Origin of the sequence: Rhizorhabdus wittichii (genome assembly GCF_017607425.1) — a bacterium.
GTDB classification, from domain to species: domain Bacteria; phylum Pseudomonadota; class Alphaproteobacteria; order Sphingomonadales; family Sphingomonadaceae; genus Rhizorhabdus; species Rhizorhabdus wittichii.
Genome location: NZ_CP059319.1, coordinates 4816372 through 4834831, shown reverse-complemented (window position 1 = coordinate 4834831; position 18460 = coordinate 4816372). Strand labels below are relative to the sequence as shown.

The following is an 18460-nucleotide window of genomic DNA, read 5'->3' as shown; positions in this document are numbered from 1 at the left end:
TGGGATAGCAAGGGGACGCGGTGATGGTGATTCGCAACGGCGGGCTGCAGGCGGCCATCACCGGCGTCGGCATGTGCGCGCCCGGACGTGGCGCGCCGCGGCCGATCATGGACGTGATGCTCGACGCGGTGGACGAGGCGCTGGCCGACGCGGGGCTGACGCTGAAGGACATCGACGGCATCGCCACCTTCCCGCTGCGCGCCTCCTACGAGAATGACTCGCCGATCGACGTCACCATCCTGAAGGAGACGCTGGGGATCGAGTGCAACCATTTCTCGGGCGGGGTCGAGGGGCCGGGCCAGTTCACGTCGATCATGGCGGCGGTCGGTGCCGTCCTGTCGGGGCAGGCCCGCCATGTGCTGTGCTACCGCACCCTCGCCCAATACACCCAGCAACTCATCGATCGGGCGAACCCGCCCAAGCCGGGCCCCAAACCGCGCGTCTCGGGCAAATGGATGTACCATCGCCCGTTCGACGTCATGTCGCCCGTCACCTGCACCGCGATGATGGTGCGCCGGCATATGCACGAATTCGGCACCACCCGGGAGCAGATCGCCGCGACGGTGCTCAACTCGCGCCGCAACGCGCAGCGCAACCCTCGCGCGCTCCATCGTGGCCCGCTGACGATGGACGACTATATGAACGCGCGGATGATCTCCGATCCGCTCGGCCTCTACGACTGCGACGCGCTGCTCGACGCCTCGACCGTCATCATCGTCTCGGCGCTCGACGCGGCCAGGGACCTGCGCAAGCCGCCGATCGTGATCGAGGCGATGAGCGGGCGGATCGCGGGGCGCTATAGCTGGGACCAATATGAGCCGCTGTGGGGAATGATGGCGCTGGAAACCGGCCCGCATCTGTGGACCCACACAGACCTCAAGCCCAAGGACGTCAAGCTCGCCAATCTCTATGACGGCTTCAGCTTCCAGGCGATGCTGTGGCTGGAGGCGCTCGGCTTCTGCAAGCATGGCGAGAGCGGTCCCTTCGTCGAGGGCGGCGCGCGCATCGCGCTCGACGGCGAGCTACCGCTCAACACCGGCGGCGGGCAGCTCTCGGCCGGGCGGATGCACGGTTATGGCCTGCTGTGGGAGACCTGCATCCAGCTCTGGGGCGAAGGCGGCGAGCGACAGGTACCCAACGCGCCGCAGGTCGGCGTGACGGCCGCGGGCGGCGGCCCGCTGGCGGGCTGCCTGCTGCTGCGCCGCGACTGATCAGTCCATCAGCAACACGGTCTTGCCGAGCCCGACGCCCGACGCCGCATGGTCGAGCGCCTCGCGATAGCGCTCGAACGGAAAGGTCGCCCCGACCGGCGCACCGACCGAGCCTTCCGCCAGCCATTGCCGCAGCCGCGCCCGGTTCGCCTCGGCGCGCTCGGGCTGCCGAAGGTTGAATTGCCGCACATCGACGCCGACCAGCATCGCGCCCTTGAGCAGCGGCAGATTGGCCTTGAGCGACGGGATCGGGCCGCCCGCGAAGCCGATCACCAGGTGCCGGCCGTTCCAGGCGAGGCTGCGGAACGCCGGTTCGAAGAGCGGACCGCAGACCGGATCGACGACGATGTCGGGCCCGCCCCCGCCACAGGCCTCGGCCAGCCGGTCGCGCCATCCTTCCGGATCGGTGTCGATCGCCGCATCGGCTCCCAGCCCCCGCGCGAAATCCCGCTTGGCCGCGCTCGACCCGGTGGCGACCACGCGCGCGCCGAGCCGCTTCGCGAGCTGGACGGCGGCGCTGCCGACCCCGCCGGCCGCGCCGATCACCAACACCGTCCAGCCGCGCTCGACGCCTCCGCGATCGACCAGCGCGTGCATCGCGGTCAGCCAGTTGGCGCGGATCGCCGCCGCCTCGGCGAAGGCCATGTCGTCTGGAATCCGGGCGATCTGCGCGGCCGGTGCCAGGACATGGTCAGCGAAGCCGCCGCGTACCGACATCAACGGGATGACCCGCATACCGACGGCCAGTCCCGCGACCTCCGGCCCGATCGCGTCGATCTCGCCCGCCACCTCGACGCCGGGCACGAAGGGCACCGTCGCGGCGAGCTGATAGCGCCCGGTCGCGTGGAGCGCGTCGACATAGCCGACGCCGCAGGCACGGACCCGCAGGCGGACCTCACCGGCCCCCGGCACGGGCGGCCGCTCGCGCTCGATCGCATAGGCGTCGAGTTCACGCACGGTGCGCGTCCGGACAACCCGGCCCGTCGCGATGATGCGCTCGTTTTCGGCCATCCGTCCCTCCCGTCCGATCTTCGTCCGGACGACCATAGCGCCGCGCCGGGAAACCGGTCAGCCGAGGGCGGAACTATTGCGGGACATGACTCCTTATCGGTCGGAAAAAGCCCGGAATATCGCCGAATTCCTCGACCGATCATAGGCCACGGAGGGTCCCGCAACTATTGACGGTTCGTCAGTTCCTGTTAGGTCTTGGGGCCAGGGGATGGATGAATGAGAGACTATCAGCGCATTCGCTACGAGCTTCAGGACCATGTCGCGACGGTGACGATCGCGCGGGCCGAGGTCCGCAACGCGCTCGACAATCTCGCCAATATCGAACTGGGCCGGGCGTTCGACGATTTTGCCGCCGATCCCGACGCCTGGGTCGCGATCATCACCGGCGAGGGCGACAAGGCGTTCTGCGCCGGCAACGACCTGAAGGCCCGCGCGCGCGGCGACGTGCTGACGCAGGACGCATGGAGCGGCGGTTTCGGCGGCCTCGCCCGCCGGCACGACCTGTTCAAGCCGGTGATCTGCGCCGCGAACGGCAGCGCGCTGGGCGGCGGGTTCGAAATCGTCCTCGCCTGCGACATCGTCGTCGCCGCCGATCATGCCCGCTTCGCCCTGCCCGAGGCGCGGATCGGCCAGCTCGCGGGTGCGGGCGGGGCGCATCGCCTGCCACGCGCGCTACCCTGGCAACGGGCGATGGGCATGCTGCTCACCGGCCGCGACATCGACGCGGCGACCGCCCGCGACTGGGGCCTCGTCAACGAGGTCGTGCCGGGCGAGGAGCTGATGCCCGCAGCCCAGCGCTGGGCCGCCGAACTGGCGGGGCTGTCGCCGCTCGCGCTGCGCGCCGCCAAGGAGGCGGCCTCGCTCGGCCTGCATATGCCGCTGGAGGACGCGATCGGCACATCCTTCCCCGGCCGCGACCTCTTGCGCGCGTCGGAGGATTTCCTGGAAGGCCCGCGCGCCTTCGCCGAGAAGCGCCAACCGCGATGGACCGGCCGGTGACCACGACCGCCGAGATCATCGTCACCCGCGACGGACCGGTCACGACCTTCCTGCTCAACCGCCCCGAGCGGCTGAACGCGCTCACCTTCGAGATGCACCATGCGTTGCAGGAGGCGCTCGACGCCTTCGCCGCCGATGACGGCCAGCGGATCGGCGTCATCGCCGGGGCCGGAGATGCCTTCTGCTCGGGGTCCGACCTCAAGGCGATCGCCGAACGCCGCGCACGCGGCGAAGGGAAGATCGACCTGCCGCGGTGCGGCTATGCCGGTCTCGTCCAACGCTTCGACCTCGACAAACCGCTGATCGCGGCGGTGAACGGCGTCGCGGCGGGAGGCGGGTTCGAGATCGCGCTCGCCTGCGACCTGATCGTGGCGAGCGAGACGGCCCGATTCGGCCTGCCCGAGCCGCGGGCCGGCTTCGTCGCGGTCGGCGGCGGCCCGCATCGGCTGGTTCGCGAGATCGGCCTGAAGCGGACGATGGACCTGGTCCTGACCGGCAGGCTGATCGACGCCGCCGAGGCCCGGTCGCTGGGTTTCGTCAACGAGGTGGTGCCCGTCGCCAGCCTGCCCGACGCGGTGGCGCGCTGGGCCGACGCGATGCTGAAGGGTGGACCGATGGCGCTGCGCGCCTCCAAGGCGCTGGTCCACCGCAGCATCGACGCGCCGAGCCTCGCCGCCGCTATCGGTGATCAGGATGCCATCCCCGCGATGCGGCGGTGGCGCGCGAGCGGCGAGACAAGCGAAGGGCCCCGCGCCTTCGCCGCGAAACGTCCCGCCGCCTGGATGCGGCCATGACGGCGGCGGCGATCGCGGGCGTCCGCGTCATCGACGCCTCGACCGGGCTGGCCGGATCGGTGGCGGCGCTGATGCTCGCAGAGTCCGGCGCCGACGTCGTCAAGGTCGAGCCGCCCGCCGGCGATCCTCGCCGGGGCACCGTCGCCTTCGCCGCGTGGAACCGTTCGAAGCGCGGCATCGCGATGGATGTGGCCGGGGCCGACGCCGCGGCGTTCGACGCCCTGCTGGGCGGCGCGGACGTGCTGATCCATGACGGCGCGCTGCCGTTGCCCGACCTGTCCGTTTATCCGCACCTGATCTCCTGCCGCATCTCGGGCACGCCCGACGGCTTCGCCGACGACCTTCCCGCCGACGACTTCCTCGTCATGGCGGCGAGCGGCGCGCTGGCCGAGCAGCCGGCGCTGCATCGCGACGGGCCGGCCTTCGTCCAGCTGCCGCTCGGAAGCTGGTGCGCCGCCTGGCTCGCCGCGATCGGCATCGGCGCGCGCCTCGCCCATGTCGCGCGCGGCGGCGCGCCGGGGCCGGTCGACACCAGTCTGCTTCAGGGGATGCTGGTGCCGCTGATGATGCTGTGGCGCGACGCCGAGACGCCGACGCCGGGCTTCGGCGGGCGGATCGACAAGAAGGTGCTGCCCGCGATCTTCGAATGTGCCGACGGCGTCTGGCTCCACATCATGAAGAATGCGGACGACACCCCGCTGATGCGGCGACTGCTCGACGAGATGGGGGCCGACGCGGTGGCGAAGGCCAACGCCGAATGGCCGCCCCATTTCCGTTACACCAACTGGGGCGCCAATGTCCGGGCGTTCCGCAGCCGACCGAGCGCCGAGTGGCTCGCCGACCTGTGGGCCGCCGACATTCCGGTGCAGCCGGCGCTGCCGGTCGGCGCGCTCTACGACGACGCCCAGGCACGGGCCAACGCCTATGTCGTCGAGGTCGACGATCCCGATCTCGGCCGCGTGCGCCAGCCCGGCTTCCCCCTGGCGATCGATCCACCCGGCGGAGTCCGGGGCCCCGCCCCTCGCCTGGACGAACATCGCGCCGCGCTGCTGGCCGAGGCCCGACCGCGCCAAGCCGCGCCGCCGGCGCCCAGCGGGCGGCCGCTGCTCGACGGCATCAGGGTCGTCGACTTCGGCAATTATCTCGCCGGACCGCTGTCGACGATGATGCTCGCCGATCTCGGCGCCGACGTCGTCAAGGTCGAGCCGCTGGCCGGCGACCCGATGCGCGGCAACGAGTCGGCCTTCCTCGGCTGCCAGCGCGGCAAGCGCTCGCTGGCGCTCGATCTCGGCCATCCCGGCGCGCGCGCCGTGATCGCCCGGCTGGTGGCGGGGGCCGACATCGTCCACCATAATCTGCGCCTGCCCTCGGCACGCCGCTTCGGGCTCGACTATCCCGACCTCCGCGCGATCCGGGAGGACATCATCTTCGGCCATGTCAGCGCCTATGGCCCGGCGGGCGAGCGCCGCTACTGGCCCGGCTACGACCAGCTCTTCCAGGCGTCGGCGGGCTGGGAACTGGCCAATGCCGGCGAGGGCAACCGGCCGGTCTGGCTGCGCTTCGGGATGATGGACCATCTCTGCGCGATGTCGCTCGCCTATGCCATGCTGCTGGCGCTGATCCGGCGCGAGACGACCGGCGAGGGATCGCAGGTCGCCGCCTCGCTGCTCGGCGCCAGCATCCTCACCATGGCCGATGTGGCGATGCGGCCCGACGGGACGCTGATCGGCCGCTCCGACCGACTCGACCGCCTCCAGTTCGGCCCGTCGCCGGGGCGGCGGCTGACGGCCTGCGCCGACGGCTGGATCGCCTTCGCGGGCCCCGACGACGGGGCGCCCGACGCCGAAAAGCTGGCGGCACTGCCGGTGCGCGAGGCCGTCGACCGGCTGCGCGCGCAGGGCTTCGCGGCCGTGATCGTCGAGGAGGGCGGCGGCCAGGCCTTCCTGTTCGACGAGGATCATGTCCGCCAGGGTCTGGTGGCCAGCTATCCGCACCCCGTCTATGGCCGGCTGCGGCACCCCGGCGCCTTCTGGTCGATGCCCGACGCGCCGCTGACGATCGACCGCGCGCCGCCGGTGGCGGGCCAGCACGGGCGCGATATCCTGGAGGGTCTCGGCCTTTCGGGGAACGAGATCGACGTGCTGGTGCGCGACCGGGTGGTGATGCTGCCCGAGAAATGAGGACCGATCGATGACAGGACGCTTGCAGGACAGGATCGCGTTGGTGACGGGCGCGTCTCGCGGCATGGGCTTCTCGATCGCCGAGCGCCTGGCGGCCGAGGGCGCGCGCGTGGTGCTGACGGCGCGCAGCGCGGACGAGCTCGCCGACGCCGCCGCGCGGATCGGCCCGGCCGCGCTGGCAATCCCGTGCGATATCGGCGATCCGGCTTCGGTACGTCAGCTGTTCGCGGCGGTGCGCGACGATCTCGGCGGTCTCGACATCCTGATCAACAACGCCGCGCTCGCCTCGCCCAATCCGATCGAGGAGGCTGGCGACGCTTCGGTCCAGCTCGAGGTCGCGGTCAACATATTGGGCCCGCTCTACTGCTGCCGCGAGGCGATCCCGCTGATGCGCGCGCGCGGCGGCGGCGACATCGTCAACGTCAGTTCGGAGTCGGTGCGCCACCCCTATCCGCACCTGACGCTCTATGCCGCCACCAAATCGGCGCTGGAGACCTTCTCCGCCGGGCTGCAGGGCGAGATCGCCGACGACCGTATCCGCGTCACCGTCTATCGCTCGGGCAACGTCCGCGGCACCTTCAGCCGCGACTGGTCGGACGAGGCGCGGGCGCGAGCGCGCACCGCGGCGCGCGACCGGGGTTTCTACCACCAGTCGGGCGCGCAGATCGAACCGGAGATCCCCGCCGGGATGATCGCCGACCTGCTGGCCCTGCCCTTCGAGGCGCAGGTCGACCTGATCGAGCTGCGCGGCATCCAGCCGTCGAGCAGGACCATCGCCGCCCGGGAGGCCATGGACCCGTCAAAGGTCTAGCCCCCGTCACCCCGTATCCGAAAGGTCGTTCACCCTATGACACTGAAGCTCCAGAACAAGCTGTATATCGGCGGCGCGTTCGTTTCCGGCGCGGCCGGCACCGACAGGATCATCAACCCGGCCAATGAGGACGTCATCGGCGAGGCGCCGGTGGGATCGGTGGATGATGCCCGCGCGGCGGTCGCCGCCGCGCACGACGCCTTCGTCTCGGGCCCGTGGCGGCGATTGTCGCGGCATGAGCGCATCGCCCATATGCGCCGCTTCTACGAGGCGCTGGAACAGCGCAAGGACGAGATCATCGCGATACTGATCGCCGAGGCGGGCGCCACCGTCTCGCTCGCCAATGGCGCGCAATGGGCAACCGGCATGAAGCATTTCCGCTATTATATGGATGCCGCCGCCCAGGATTTCACCAAGCTCAGCCGGCCCGAGGTGACTCCCGCGGCCGGCGGCGTCAAATGGCTGGGCACCAGCGTCGTCCGCTACGATCCGGTGGGGGTCGTCTCGGTGATCACGCCGTACAACTACCCCTTCATGCTCAATCTGGTGAAATCCGTGCCCGCGTTGCTGATGGGCAACACCGTCGTCCTCAAGCCTTCGCCCTACACGCCCTATTCCGCGCTGGTCCTGGGCGACATCGCGCGCGCGGCCGGCCTGCCCGACGGCGTGTTCAACGTCGTGACCGGCGGGCTGGACGTCGGCGAGCTGCTGACGACCGACAAGCGCGTGCGGCTGGTGACCTTCACCGGCTCCGACATGGTCGGCGCCGCGATCATGGCGCAGGCCGCGCCGACGCTGAAGCGGCTGCTGCTGGAACTGGGCGGGAAATCGGCGATGATCGTGCGGCCGGACGCGAATCTCGATAGGGCCGTCCATACCGGGCTGCGCGGCTTCTCGTCGCACGCCGGCCAGGGCTGCGCGCTCAACACCCGCCATCTCGTCCACAATTCGATCCGGGCCGATTACGTCGCGCGGCTCAAGGAAGCGGCCGAGCGCGTCGTCGTCGGCGACCCCGCCGATCCGAAGACCGAGATGGGCCCGCTGATCCGGGCCGTGGCCCGCGACCGCGCCGAGAAATATGTGCAGATCGGCCTGGATGAAGGCGCCAGGCTGGTGACCGGCGGCAAGCGGCCCGGCCATATGGCCAGGGGTTTCTTCTTCCAGCCGACCTTCTTCGACGACGTCGCCAACGGCTCACGGCTCGCCCAGGAGGAGATTTTCGGGCCGATCGCGGCGGTCATCGGCTATGACACGGACGAGGAGGCGATCCGCATCGCCAACGACAGCGACTTCGCGCTCGCCTGCTACATCCTCACCAACGACGCCGGCACCGCCTATGAAATGGCGCAGCAGATCAACAGCGGCCGTTGCGCGATCAACGGCGGCGCGGGCACGCAGCTATCGGACGAACCGTTCGGCGGCAATCTGCGATCCGGCTTCGGCCGCGAGAACGGGATCGAGGGCCTGCTGGAGTTCACCAACGCCAACGCCATCTCCTTCCACGCGGCATAAGCGGTGGTGGGCGCGAGACTCGACGACGCGGCCCTGCTGGCCGATCCGGCGCCGATCCGGCCCTGGTTCGACACAGCGCTGGGCGGCCCGTCGCTGCCGCTCGCATTGACCCGCGTGTCGGGTGGCGCCAGCAACAGCCTGTTCCTGGTCCGGCGCGGCGACCGCCGCTATGCGCTGCGCCGCCCGCCCGCGACCGCCAACGACAGGACCTCGCACGATTTCGAGCGCGAGTTGCGCCTCGCCCGCGCGCTCGCCGCCACCGACATCCCCCATGCCCGGCTGGTCGGCGGCACCACCGAACCCGACTGGATCGGCGGGCCCTTCATCGTGCTCGACTGGATCGATGGCTTCACCCCGCGCGACCCGATGCCGGAGCCCTTCGCCGACGACCGCGACCTGCGCCGCGCGCTGGGGGACTCCGTGATCGACGCGCTCGCCAGCATCGCCCGGGTCGACTGGCGCGCGGCGGGTCTCGACGGCTTCGGCAAGCCCGATGGCTTCCTCGCCCGGCAGGTCGACCGCTGGCTCGCCCAATATGCCCGCAGCCAGACCCGCGAGCTGGCCGGCCTCGACGCCCTGACCGCCTGGCTGCGCGCCAACACGCCCCCGGCCGCGCCCGCCGGGCTGATGCACGGCGACTACAGCTTCGCCAATGTCATGATCGCCCCCGACCGGCCCGCCCGCGTCGCCGCCGTGATCGACTGGGAACTGACCACGATCGGCGATCCGCTGCTCGATCTCGGCCATCTGCTCAGCAGTTGGGCCGACGACACGACCGGCCCGACCTGGGCCCATTATATCCATTGGGATCGTGGCTTCCGCAGCCGCGCCGAAGCCGCCGAGCGCTATGCCGGACGCAGCGGCCGGTCGATCGACCATCTGCCCTTCTACATGGCGCTCGCCCTATTCCGCCTCGCGGTGATCCTGGAGGGAAGCTTCGCGCGGTACGTCCGCGGCCAATCCGACAACCCGCGTCACGCCGCGTTTGAAGAGCGTGTTCCCAGCCTGATCGCCCAAGCGATGCGCACCGTCGAGAGGGCCTAATATAGGAGACCAACAGCGATGTGGGACTTTTCCACGGACCCCGTGTTCCAGAAGAAGCTCGACTGGATGAAGCAATTCGTCCGCGACGAGGTCGAGCCGATGGACCTCGTCTTCAACCGGCCCGGCCATAATTTCGACGTCACCGACAAGCGTGCGCTGGCCGCCGTCCGCCCCCTCCAGGCCGAGGTGCGGCGCCAGGGCCTGTGGGCCTGCCACCTGACCCCCGACCTTGGCGGCCAGGGCTATGGCCAGGTCCAGCTCGCGCTGATGAACGAGATATTGGGCGCCACCAAATGGGGACCACGCGTCTTCGGCTGCCAGGCCCCCGACAGCGGCAATGCCGAGATATTGGCGAAGTTCGGAACCCCTGAGCAAAAGGCCCGCTACCTGGCCCCGCTGCTCGACGGCGAGATCGTCTCCTGCTTCTCGATGACCGAGCCGCAGGGCGGAGCCGACCCGCGCGTGTTCGAGACCCGCGCCGTGCGCGATGGCGATGAATGGGTGATCAACGGCTATAAATGGTTCTCCTCGCAGGCACGCTGGGCCTCCTTCATCATCGTCATGGCGGTGACGAAGCCCGACGCGCCGTCCGCCGAGCGCTTCTCGATGTTCCTGATCCCGGCCGAGACGCCCGGCGTGACCATCGTCCGCAACACCGGCCTGATGGGCGAGCATGAGGACGAGGGCGCCCACGCCTATATCCATTACGACAATGTCCGTGTGCCGGCCGACGCGATGCTGGGCCAGGAGGGCGGCGCCTTCCACGTGGCGCAGGTGCGGCTGGGCGGCGGGCGCATCCATCACGCGATGCGGACGCTGGGCGCCGCGACCAAGGCCTATGAGATGATGAAGGAGCGCGCCGTCAGCCGCTTCACCCAGGGCGGGCCGCTCGCCGGCAAGCAGAGCACGCTCGCGGCGATCGCCGACAGCTATGTCGAGCTGCTCCAGTTCCGCCTGCTCGTCCTCCACGCCGCCTGGACGATCGACCAGGGCGACCGCGAGGCCGGCAAGATCGGCATCGGATCGGTCAAGATCATGAGCCCTCGCATCCTCAAGGACATCGTCGGCCGCGCGATCCAGCTCCATGGATCGCTGGGCGTCTCCAACGAGCTGCCGCTTGGCGGCTATTGGGTGAAGGCGGCGTCGCAGGGACTGGTCGACGGGCCGACCGAGGTCCACCAGATCGGCCTCGCCAAGCGCATCCTGAAGGACGCGAAGCCGGCGCCCGGCCTGTTCCCCAGCGAGCATATCCCGACCCGCGAGGCTGCGGCGCGCGAGAAGCTCGGCGACTATCTCGCGCAGCCCGAGGAGGCGCTCGCATGAGCGGGTCCAGGCCCGCGATCGACACCGGCAGGAACGGCTTCAGCGACATGACGGCGGACGAACTGCCCGATCCGTCGAAGCTGTTCGACATGAGCGGCAAGACCGTGCTCATCACCGGCGGCAGCCGGGGGATGGGCCGGGCCATGTCCCATGGTTTCGCGGCGGCGGGTGCGAACGTGATCGTCACCAGCCGCAAGCTCGACGCCTGCGAGACGGTGGCGGCCGATATCCGCGCCGCCGGCCGCCGCGCGCTCGCGATCGCCTGCCATGTCGGCAAATGGGACGACATCGAACGCCTTGTCGAGGCCGCCTATGGCGAGTTCGGCCGCATCGACGTGCTGATCAACAATGCCGGCATGTCGCCGGCATCGCCTTCGTCCGACAGCGTGTCCGAGGCGCTGTTCGACAAGATCCAGGACGTGAACTTCAAAGGCCCCTTCCGCCTCACCGCGCTGGTCGCCAAGCGCATGGCCGACCAGGGCGGCGGCAGCATCATCAACGTGTCGAGCCTGTCGGCGATCCGGCCGAGCCCCGCCACCTCGCCCTATGCCGGCGCGAAAGCCGCGCTCAACGCGGCGTCGGTGGCGATCGCGCTCGAATATGCGGCGCGGGGCGTCCGGGTGAACGTCATCGCGCCGGGCGCCTTCGCGACCGATATCGCCCAAGGCTGGGCCGATCCGGAACAGGTCCGCCTGCGGGCGGCCAGCCAGCGCGTCGCCGATCCGCGCGAAATCGTCACGGCGGCGCTCTATTTCGCCAGCGATTTCTCCAGCTTCACCACCGGCGCCAATCTCCGCGTCGACGGCGGCCGGGCATAGACGATCGCGGGGGCCTGTCGCGCCCTGCCGCCACTCGGCCCATAAGAAAAAGGCCCCCGCTCTTGCGAGCGGGGGCCCCTTTCACCCGATAGCCGCCGGCTTCAGATCAGGCCCTTGCGGCGCTTGCGGCCCTCGGCCACGTCACCTGCCGTCACCACCGGCACGAAGGTCTTGGCGACATTGCCAGCCGTCACCGCGGCGCCCTCCTCGGCATATTCGCGGGCGTCCTTGCCGGCCTTCGACTGGACCGAGACGTCGACATGGGTCGCCTTGGCGCGCAGCGCGCCGACCGTGCAATTCTCGCGGCCGAACTGCGCGACCGGATCGACGCCGTAGAAACGGAAGGCGTTCTGGTGGGTGATCTTGTCGATCACCGCCTCCGGCAGATCCTTCACATTGTCCCACAGGTCCTCGGCGACGTGCGGCCAGGTGCAGTCCGAATGCGGATAGTCGCATTCATAGGCGATGATGTCCTCGCCGACCGCCTTGTAATTGTCGCAGCCGAAATGATCGTCGATGAAGCAGGTCAGGAAATGTTCGCGGAACACTTCCGACGGCAGCTTGCCGCCGAAGTCGACGCGGACCCAGGGGCCGTGGTGGCGGAAGGTGAAGTCCGCCCGCTCCAGCATATAGGGAACCCAGCCGATGCCGCCTTCCGACAGCGCGAACTTCAGGTTCGGGTAGCGGAGCAGCGCTTTCAGGTGCAGCAGATCGGCGGCGTCGGTCGCGATCGCCATCGGCATCGCCGTGATCCAGGCCGAGATCGGCGAGAGATCGGAATTCGCCTCCGGCGCGAGACCGGTGCCGATATGGCAGTTGAAGACGATCCCCTCGTCGTTCGCCAGCTTCCACATCGGTTCCCAGATCGGATCGTGGACCGAGGGCAGGCGGTTGCGCGACGCCGGATTCGCCGGGAAGAAAACCGATCGGCTGCCCTTCTTCACCAGGCGCTTCATCTCCTCGAGCGTGGCGTCGATGTCCCACAGCGGCAACAGGCCGGTCGGGAAATAGCGGCCCGGATAGGGCCCGCACCATTCGTCGATGTGCCAGTCATTATAGGCGCGCATCACCCGCTTGGTGTTCTCCTTGTCCTTGGCGTCCCAGAACCAGGAGCCGTCGAACCCGGCGAAGGTCGGGAACATCAGCGCGGTCATCTGGCCCATCGCGTTCATGTCGTCGATATGGGCCTCGGCATCCCAGACGCCCTTGCGCATCTGGTCGATGTTCATCGGCTCCATCCCATATTCCTCCTTGGGACGGCCGACCACGGCGTTGACGCCGACGGCGAAGGTGCGCTTGTTCTCCTGCTCCCACCACCAGGACGCATTGCCCAGCTCGTCGGTCACATATTGGGGCGCCAGAGCGCGGTGCTCCTTGGACAGATGCTGGTCGAACATCGTCGGCGGCTCGATCACGTGATCGTCGACGCTCGCGATCACCATGTCTTCAAGGTTCATGCTCAATCCTCTCCACGGAGTCATCCCTTCGCGGACTAATAAATAATGATTCGTCAGTTTTTAAGCAAGCACGGAATCCACCCATCCCATTTGGGAAGCCTCACCGATGATACCTCTGGGTTCATATGCTGCATGGCCGCTTGCCCGGGCATAACGGCGTCATGGCCCAGCGGGCCATGGCAAATGGAGAACGGAAGCATGGACAGTTCAGCGAGGGACAGGATCGTTCCCGGGCGCTTCGCCGGCAAGCGGGCGATGGTGACGGGCGGGTCGCGCGGGATCGGCGCCGCCGTCGCGCGGCGACTGGGCGCCGAAGGCGCGCTGGTCGCGATCGCCTATCGCAGCCGTAGCCATGAGGCGGAGGAGATCGCCTCCGGGATCGTGGACGGCGGCGGCCAGGCCTTCGCCATTCAGACCGACATCGGCCTGCCCGGCGCGATCGACTCGCTGTTCGCGGCCTGGGACGAGACCGCGACCGGGATCACCGGCGACAATCGGCTCGACATATTGGTCAACAATGCGGGCATCGCCTCTGCGGCGGCGCTGAGCGAGATCCAGGACCATGCCTTCGACCGGATCTTCGCGATCAACACCAAAGGATCGGCCTTCGTGTCCCAGCAGGCCGTCCGGCGGATGACGCAGGGCGGGCGGATCGTATCGATCGGATCGGGCGCCGCCAAGCAGCCCGGCCCGCTCAACGGCACCTACGGCATGTCGAAGGCGGCGCTGCTGGCGATGACGCGGTCGCTGGCGGTCGAGCTGGGCCAGCACGGGATCACCGCCAATGTCGTCGCGCCGGGTTATACGAGGACCGACATGACCGCGCACATGCTGGCCGAACCGCGCTTCGTCGAGCGGCTGGAGCAGATCACCGCGCTGCGCCGGGTCGGCGAACCGGAGGATATCGCCGCCGTGGTCTGCTTCCTCGCCTCGGACGATGGCGGCTGGCTGACCGGCCAGTGGATCGAGGCGACGGGCGGTTACAAGCTCGTGCCGCCGGTCTGAACCCGGCCGGGCGGACGCAACCGCATCAGGCAGAAGCCCCCGGCCAGCAAGGTCAGCAGGGCCGCCGCGACCAGCGCGAAGCCGCTGGTCGTGCCCGCCAGCCGGAAGACCAGCGCCGCCGACACCGCGCCGCCGCTCTGCCCGGCAAGCCGCATCACCGCCAGCATTCCGCCCGCCGCCCCCGACCGCTCGACCGGCGCATCGGCCAGCAGGGTACGGTTGTTCGGCGTCTGGAAGAAGGCGAAGCCGGCACCACACAGCAGCATCGGCCCGACCAGCAGCCAGGGGGCCTGCTGCGCGGGCAACGCCGCCAGGAGCAACAGGCCCAAGGTCATCAGGCCGAGGCCGATCGCGCTGAGCAATGCGGCGGGGGTACGTTCGACCAACCGGCCGGCGATCGGCGCGGCCATGGCCATGGCCACCGGCCAGGGGGTCAGCAACAGGCCCGTCTCGACATGGCCGAGGCCTAGCCCGGCCTCCAGGTAGAAAGGCAGGCTGATGAACGCCATGACCTGCGCCGCCCAGGCGAGCAGCGAAGTCGCATAGGAGAGGCGCAGCAGCGGAAAGCGCAGCAGATCGACCGGCAGCAGCGGAGCCACCTGCCCTCGCGACCGGCGGACGAGCATGATCGCCGCGACGCCCCCCGCGATCGCGCAGGCGTAGATCGAAGCCGGGGCGCCGCCCCCGGCCCAGCCATTGGCGGCGTAGAACAGGCCGAGAAAGACGACGGCGTTGAGCAGGATCGCGGACCCGTCGATGGCGCGGGACACGGACGGCGCCTTGGGCAGCGCGAACAGGCCGATCGCCAGCGACAACATCCCGATCGGGATGTTGACCGCGAACAGCCAGTGCCAGGACCCGACCGATAGGATCATCGCCGCCAAGGTGGGGCCCGACGCGGAAGCCACCGCCACCACCAGCGCGTTGTAGCCGATGCCCCGGCCGAGATGCGCGCGCGGATAGGTGAAGCGTAGCATCGGCCCGTTCATCGCCTGGATGCAGGCTCCGCCGACGCCCTGAAGAAAACGGCTGGCGACCAGCATCGGTAGGTCGGTCGCGGCCGCGCAGCCGACCGACGCCGCGATGAAGGTCAGCAGGCCGGCGATATAGATGCGCGAGCAGCCGAACCTCTCCCCCAATGCCGACAGCGGCAACAGCGAGACGAGCACCGCCACCTGATAGGCGTTGACCACCCACACCGCCTCGACCGGCGTTATCGCCAGTTCGCGGGTGATCGTCGGCAGCGCGATGTTGACGATCGCGCCGTCGACGATCGCCATGGCGATGGCGAGCCAGATCGCCAGGATCGCCCGGAAGCGACGCGGCGCCGGCAGGCCATCCGGCCATTCCGGCAACGAAGGGCCCGTCGCCACGATCAGCCGCCGGCCGCCAGCGAGCTGTCCTCGGCCGGCGCCATATCGGGGCTCCAGACCACTTCCCAGGACAGGCCCTGCGGATCGTCGAAATAGCCGCTGTACAGCCCGCCATCGCGATCGCGCGGCGGGCTGGTGACGACGGCCCCGGCGGCGGCGGCGCGAGACAACGCATCGTCGACCTCATCCCGGCTGGCCACGAAGCTGGCGAGCGACGTGGCGCCGCCCCGCGGCACCGCAACGCCGCGCTCGGCCGCGAGATAGGCGGCATCGAGGAAGACGAGCACCACGCCGCCGGTCCGGTACATCACCGATCCGCTGCCGCCGGTCCGCCACGCGGCCCAGCCCAGCCCGTCCTCATAAAAGCCGCGCACGGCCTTGATGTCTTCGATGCCGATCATCACCATATTGATCATCTGACGCATGGCTCTCCTCCTCTGGCCGGTCGTGCGGATTCATCGCGGCACGAAGGGCGGGACATGAAAAAGGACGGGGTTCGCGCCGGGCAGGCCGCCGCCACGCGGGCGGGCATCGTCGCCGCCGCCAAGCGGCTGTTCCAGGCGCAAGGCTATGCCGACACCCCGATCGATGAGATCGTCGCCGAGGCGGGGGTGACGCGCGGCGCGCTCTACCATCATTTCAAGGACAAGGGTGCGCTGTTCCGCGAGGTGTTCCACGCGGTCGAGCACGAACTGATGCAGCGGGCCGAGCCTCCCGACGTCACCGGCGAGGCCGATCCCTGGCGGCGTTTCCGGTTGCGGATGCAGGGGTTCCTCGACGCGATCGTCGCGCCGTCGGTGCATCGCGTGCTGCTGCTCGACGGACCGCTGGTGCTCGGCTGGGCACAATGGCGGACGCTGGAGGCCGACTACGGCCTGGCGGCGATCGGCCGCGCGCTGGATGCCGCGATGGCGAACGGCTCGGTGGCGCGCGCGCCGGTCCGGGCGTTGTCGCACCTCATCCTCGCCGCCGTCGACGAGGCCGCGCTGATGATCGCCCATGCCGCGGATCGCCCGGCGGCGCGCGCCGAGGCCGGGCAAGCGCTTGATCGGTTTCTGGCGGGTATCGCGGTGCGTCCGGACATTTGACATACCATTAGTATGCGAAATATCCGGACGGCCTCAACGGCCCATGCCCCGCCCGGCCATCCCAGTTCGACGGGCTTCAGGCGGGCGCATCCTGAAAGCTCATCGGCCGGTGAACAGCGGCGGGCGCTTTTCGAGGATGGCGCGGGCGCCCTCATGATGATCCTCGGTGTGGTGCATCAGCCCCTGGGTCGAGGCCGCCAGCTCCAGCATCGTGTCATAGCCGACCGACTGCCCCTGCCGCAGCAGCGTCTTGGTGGCGCGGAGCTGATAGGGCGGCTGTTGCGCGATCTCGTCCGCGAGCGCGCGAGCCCGGTCCATCAGCGCATCGGGCTCGACGACCTCGGAGACGAGGCCCCACTCGGCGGCCTTCTCGGCGGAGATGACCCGGCCGGTGTAGAACAGCTCGGCGGCGCGACTCATCCCGATCACGCGCGGCAGGATCCAGGTGCCGCCGTCGCCGGGGATGATGCCGACCTTGAGGAAGGTCACGCCGAAGCTTGCCCTGGTCGAGGCGAGGCGGATATCGGCGAGGCAGGCAAGGTCGCAGCCCAGCCCGATCGCCGGACCGTTGACGGCGGCGATCAGCGGAACGTCGAGCCCGTGGAGCGCCCGCAACGCCCGATGGATGTTGCCGCGATAGCCCTCCCGCACCATCGCCGGGTTGCCGGCGAAATTGCCCTCGCCCGCCAGCATCGCCTTGACGTTGCCGCCGGCCGAGAAGGCACGCCCCTCTCCCGTCAGGATCGCGGCGCGGATGGTGCGGTCGGCGGCCAATTCGGCACAGGCGGCCGCAACCGCGTCACCGTCGCCTTGCTCGCCGAGCGCGTTCATCATCTCGGGGCGGGTGAGGGTCAGGGTGGCGACCGGGCCGTCGCGGTCGAGGCGGATGATCGAAGACATGTCGGGGGCTCCTGTTGGATCGAGAAGGGGAAGCGAAGGATCAGCGGAACTGCGGCTCGATCCATTCGGGGAAGATATCGGGCAGGCCGTCGCTGACCCGATCGGGGAAATCGGGGCTGCGCTTCTCGAGGAAGGCAGCGACGCCTTCGCGCGCATCGGCGGCGGCGGCGCGGGCGCGGATCGCGCGGGTATCGGCGCGGTGCGCCTCCATCGGGTGGTCCTGCCCCAGCGCATGCCACATCATCCGGCGGGTGAGCGCGACCGAGACCGGGGCCGCCTGCCCAGCGATCTCGCGCGCCAGCTCGCGGGCCGCGGGCAACAGTTCCTCGGGCGGATGCACCGATCGGACGAGGCCGCGTTCGCGCGCCTCCCCGGCGGGCACGATCCGGCCGCTATAGCACCATTCGAGCGCGGTCGAGATGCCGACGATGCGCGGCAGGAACCAGGTCGAGGCCGCCTCCGGGGTGACGCCGCGCCGGGCGAAGACGAAGGCGTAGCGCGCCGTTTCCGACGCGAGCCGCATGTCGAACGAACAGCTGATCGATGCCCCCGCCCCGGCCGCGACGCCGTTGATCGCGCCGATGACGGGCTTGAGGCTGCGGAAGATGCGCAGGCTCACCTGTCCCGCGCCGTCGCGGATGATGCCGTTGACCGTCACCTTGTCGCCGTCCGCGTCACCGCGCGCGCGCGGATCGAATGTCGTCGCCCCGCCCGAGACGTCGGCGCCGGCGCAGAAGGCCTTGCCCGCCCCGGTCACGATCACCGCGCGCACCGCGTCGTCGGCATCGGTATGGTCGAAGGCCGCGAGCAATTCGCGCCGCATCGCCACGTCATAGACGTTGAGCCGGTCGGGCCGGTTCAGCGTGATCGTCGCGACGCCCTCGGCGACCTCCAGCTTTATCGCCTGAAAATCCTCGCTTGCCATCAAAGTCTT

General features: G+C 69.6%; 17 protein-coding genes. 11 read left to right on the top strand and 6 right to left on the bottom strand.

Features of this window, described 5'->3' with window-relative positions:
- Nucleotides 1–23 precede the first annotated feature (23 nt).
- The gene (locus HRJ34_RS23220) at nucleotides 24–1211 is read left to right on the top strand and encodes a thiolase family protein (protein WP_208632557.1); all 1188 of its coding nucleotides are present in this window, start codon (nucleotides 24–26) and stop codon (nucleotides 1209–1211) included.
- Here HRJ34_RS23220 and HRJ34_RS23215 read toward each other — a convergent pair whose 3' ends face one another.
- Nucleotides 1212–2222: an NADPH:quinone oxidoreductase family protein gene (locus HRJ34_RS23215; protein WP_208632556.1), complete on the bottom strand. Its 1011-nt coding sequence runs from the start codon at nucleotides 2220–2222 to the stop codon at nucleotides 1212–1214. It abuts the gene before it with no gap.
- Nucleotides 2223–2438: 216 nt separating this feature from the next.
- Here HRJ34_RS23215 and HRJ34_RS23210 point away from each other — a divergent pair, with 216 nt between their 5' ends.
- Genes HRJ34_RS23210 through HRJ34_RS23175 form a run of 8 tightly spaced genes read left to right on the top strand, consistent with a single transcriptional unit; the run spans nucleotide 2439 to nucleotide 11703 of the window.
- Nucleotides 2439–3221 carry an enoyl-CoA hydratase-related protein gene (locus HRJ34_RS23210; protein ID WP_208632555.1) on the top strand — a complete coding sequence of 261 codons (783 nt, stop codon included), beginning with the start codon at nucleotides 2439–2441 and terminating at the stop codon, nucleotides 3219–3221.
- Nucleotides 3206–4015, top strand: a complete 810-nt coding sequence (locus HRJ34_RS23205; protein ID WP_208632554.1) for an enoyl-CoA hydratase-related protein — start codon at nucleotides 3206–3208, stop codon at nucleotides 4013–4015. The genes HRJ34_RS23210 and HRJ34_RS23205 overlap by 16 nt, the downstream gene beginning before the upstream one ends.
- The gene (locus HRJ34_RS23200; protein WP_208632553.1) at nucleotides 4012–6195 is read left to right on the top strand and encodes a CoA transferase; all 2184 of its coding nucleotides are present in this window, start codon (nucleotides 4012–4014) and stop codon (nucleotides 6193–6195) included. Before HRJ34_RS23205 ends, HRJ34_RS23200 begins: the two co-directional genes overlap by 4 nt.
- Before the next feature lie 10 nt (nucleotides 6196–6205).
- Nucleotides 6206–7006, top strand: a complete 801-nt coding sequence (locus HRJ34_RS23195) for an SDR family oxidoreductase (RefSeq protein WP_208632552.1) — start codon at nucleotides 6206–6208, stop codon at nucleotides 7004–7006.
- A gap of 36 nt (nucleotides 7007–7042) precedes the next feature.
- Nucleotides 7043–8518, top strand: a complete 1476-nt coding sequence (locus HRJ34_RS23190) for an aldehyde dehydrogenase family protein (RefSeq protein ID WP_208632551.1) — start codon at nucleotides 7043–7045, stop codon at nucleotides 8516–8518.
- Between the two features lie 3 nt (nucleotides 8519–8521).
- Nucleotides 8522–9562 carry a phosphotransferase family protein gene (locus HRJ34_RS23185; RefSeq protein ID WP_208632550.1) on the top strand — a complete coding sequence of 347 codons (1041 nt, stop codon included), beginning with the start codon at nucleotides 8522–8524 and terminating at the stop codon, nucleotides 9560–9562.
- 18 nt (nucleotides 9563–9580) lie between these two features.
- Complete coding sequence (locus HRJ34_RS23180; protein ID WP_208632549.1) at nucleotides 9581–10885, top strand: acyl-CoA dehydrogenase family protein; 1305 nt, start codon at nucleotides 9581–9583, stop codon at nucleotides 10883–10885.
- Nucleotides 10882–11703, top strand: coding sequence for an SDR family NAD(P)-dependent oxidoreductase (locus HRJ34_RS23175; RefSeq protein ID WP_226948907.1), 822 nt, complete (start codon nucleotides 10882–10884; stop codon nucleotides 11701–11703). Before HRJ34_RS23180 ends, HRJ34_RS23175 begins: the two co-directional genes overlap by 4 nt.
- Before the next feature lie 101 nt (nucleotides 11704–11804).
- Here the strand turns inward: HRJ34_RS23175 and HRJ34_RS23170 are convergent, their stop codons facing one another.
- Complete coding sequence (locus HRJ34_RS23170; protein WP_208632548.1) at nucleotides 11805–13160, bottom strand: amidohydrolase family protein; 1356 nt, start codon at nucleotides 13158–13160, stop codon at nucleotides 11805–11807.
- A 198-nt stretch (nucleotides 13161–13358) separates the two neighbouring features.
- On the opposite strand from HRJ34_RS23170, the gene HRJ34_RS23165 reads away from it, so the two are divergent.
- Nucleotides 13359–14165, top strand: coding sequence for an SDR family NAD(P)-dependent oxidoreductase (locus tag HRJ34_RS23165; RefSeq protein WP_208632547.1), 807 nt, complete (start codon nucleotides 13359–13361; stop codon nucleotides 14163–14165).
- On the opposite strand, the gene HRJ34_RS23160 is transcribed toward HRJ34_RS23165, so the two are convergent.
- Nucleotides 14141–15538, bottom strand: a complete 1398-nt coding sequence (locus tag HRJ34_RS23160) for an MFS transporter (protein ID WP_208632546.1) — start codon at nucleotides 15536–15538, stop codon at nucleotides 14141–14143. The genes HRJ34_RS23165 and HRJ34_RS23160 overlap by 25 nt on opposite strands.
- A 2-nt stretch (nucleotides 15539–15540) precedes the next feature.
- Nucleotides 15541–15963: a VOC family protein gene (locus HRJ34_RS23155; protein WP_208632545.1), complete on the bottom strand. Its 423-nt coding sequence runs from the start codon at nucleotides 15961–15963 to the stop codon at nucleotides 15541–15543.
- Between the two features lie 54 nt (nucleotides 15964–16017).
- Between HRJ34_RS23155 and HRJ34_RS23150 the strand changes: the two genes are divergently transcribed.
- A complete protein-coding gene (locus HRJ34_RS23150) occupies nucleotides 16018–16626 on the top strand; it encodes a TetR family transcriptional regulator (protein ID WP_208632544.1) in 609 nt (202 codons plus the stop codon).
- A 99-nt stretch (nucleotides 16627–16725) separates the two neighbouring features.
- Here the strand turns inward: HRJ34_RS23150 and HRJ34_RS23145 are convergent, their stop codons facing one another.
- Both HRJ34_RS23145 and HRJ34_RS23140 read right to left on the bottom strand, forming a co-directional pair.
- The gene (locus HRJ34_RS23145; protein WP_208632543.1) at nucleotides 16726–17526 is read right to left on the bottom strand and encodes a crotonase/enoyl-CoA hydratase family protein; all 801 of its coding nucleotides are present in this window, start codon (nucleotides 17524–17526) and stop codon (nucleotides 16726–16728) included.
- A gap of 40 nt (nucleotides 17527–17566) precedes the next feature.
- Nucleotides 17567–18451: a crotonase/enoyl-CoA hydratase family protein gene (locus HRJ34_RS23140; protein ID WP_208632542.1), complete on the bottom strand. Its 885-nt coding sequence runs from the start codon at nucleotides 18449–18451 to the stop codon at nucleotides 17567–17569.
- Nucleotides 18452–18460 lie beyond the last annotated feature (9 nt).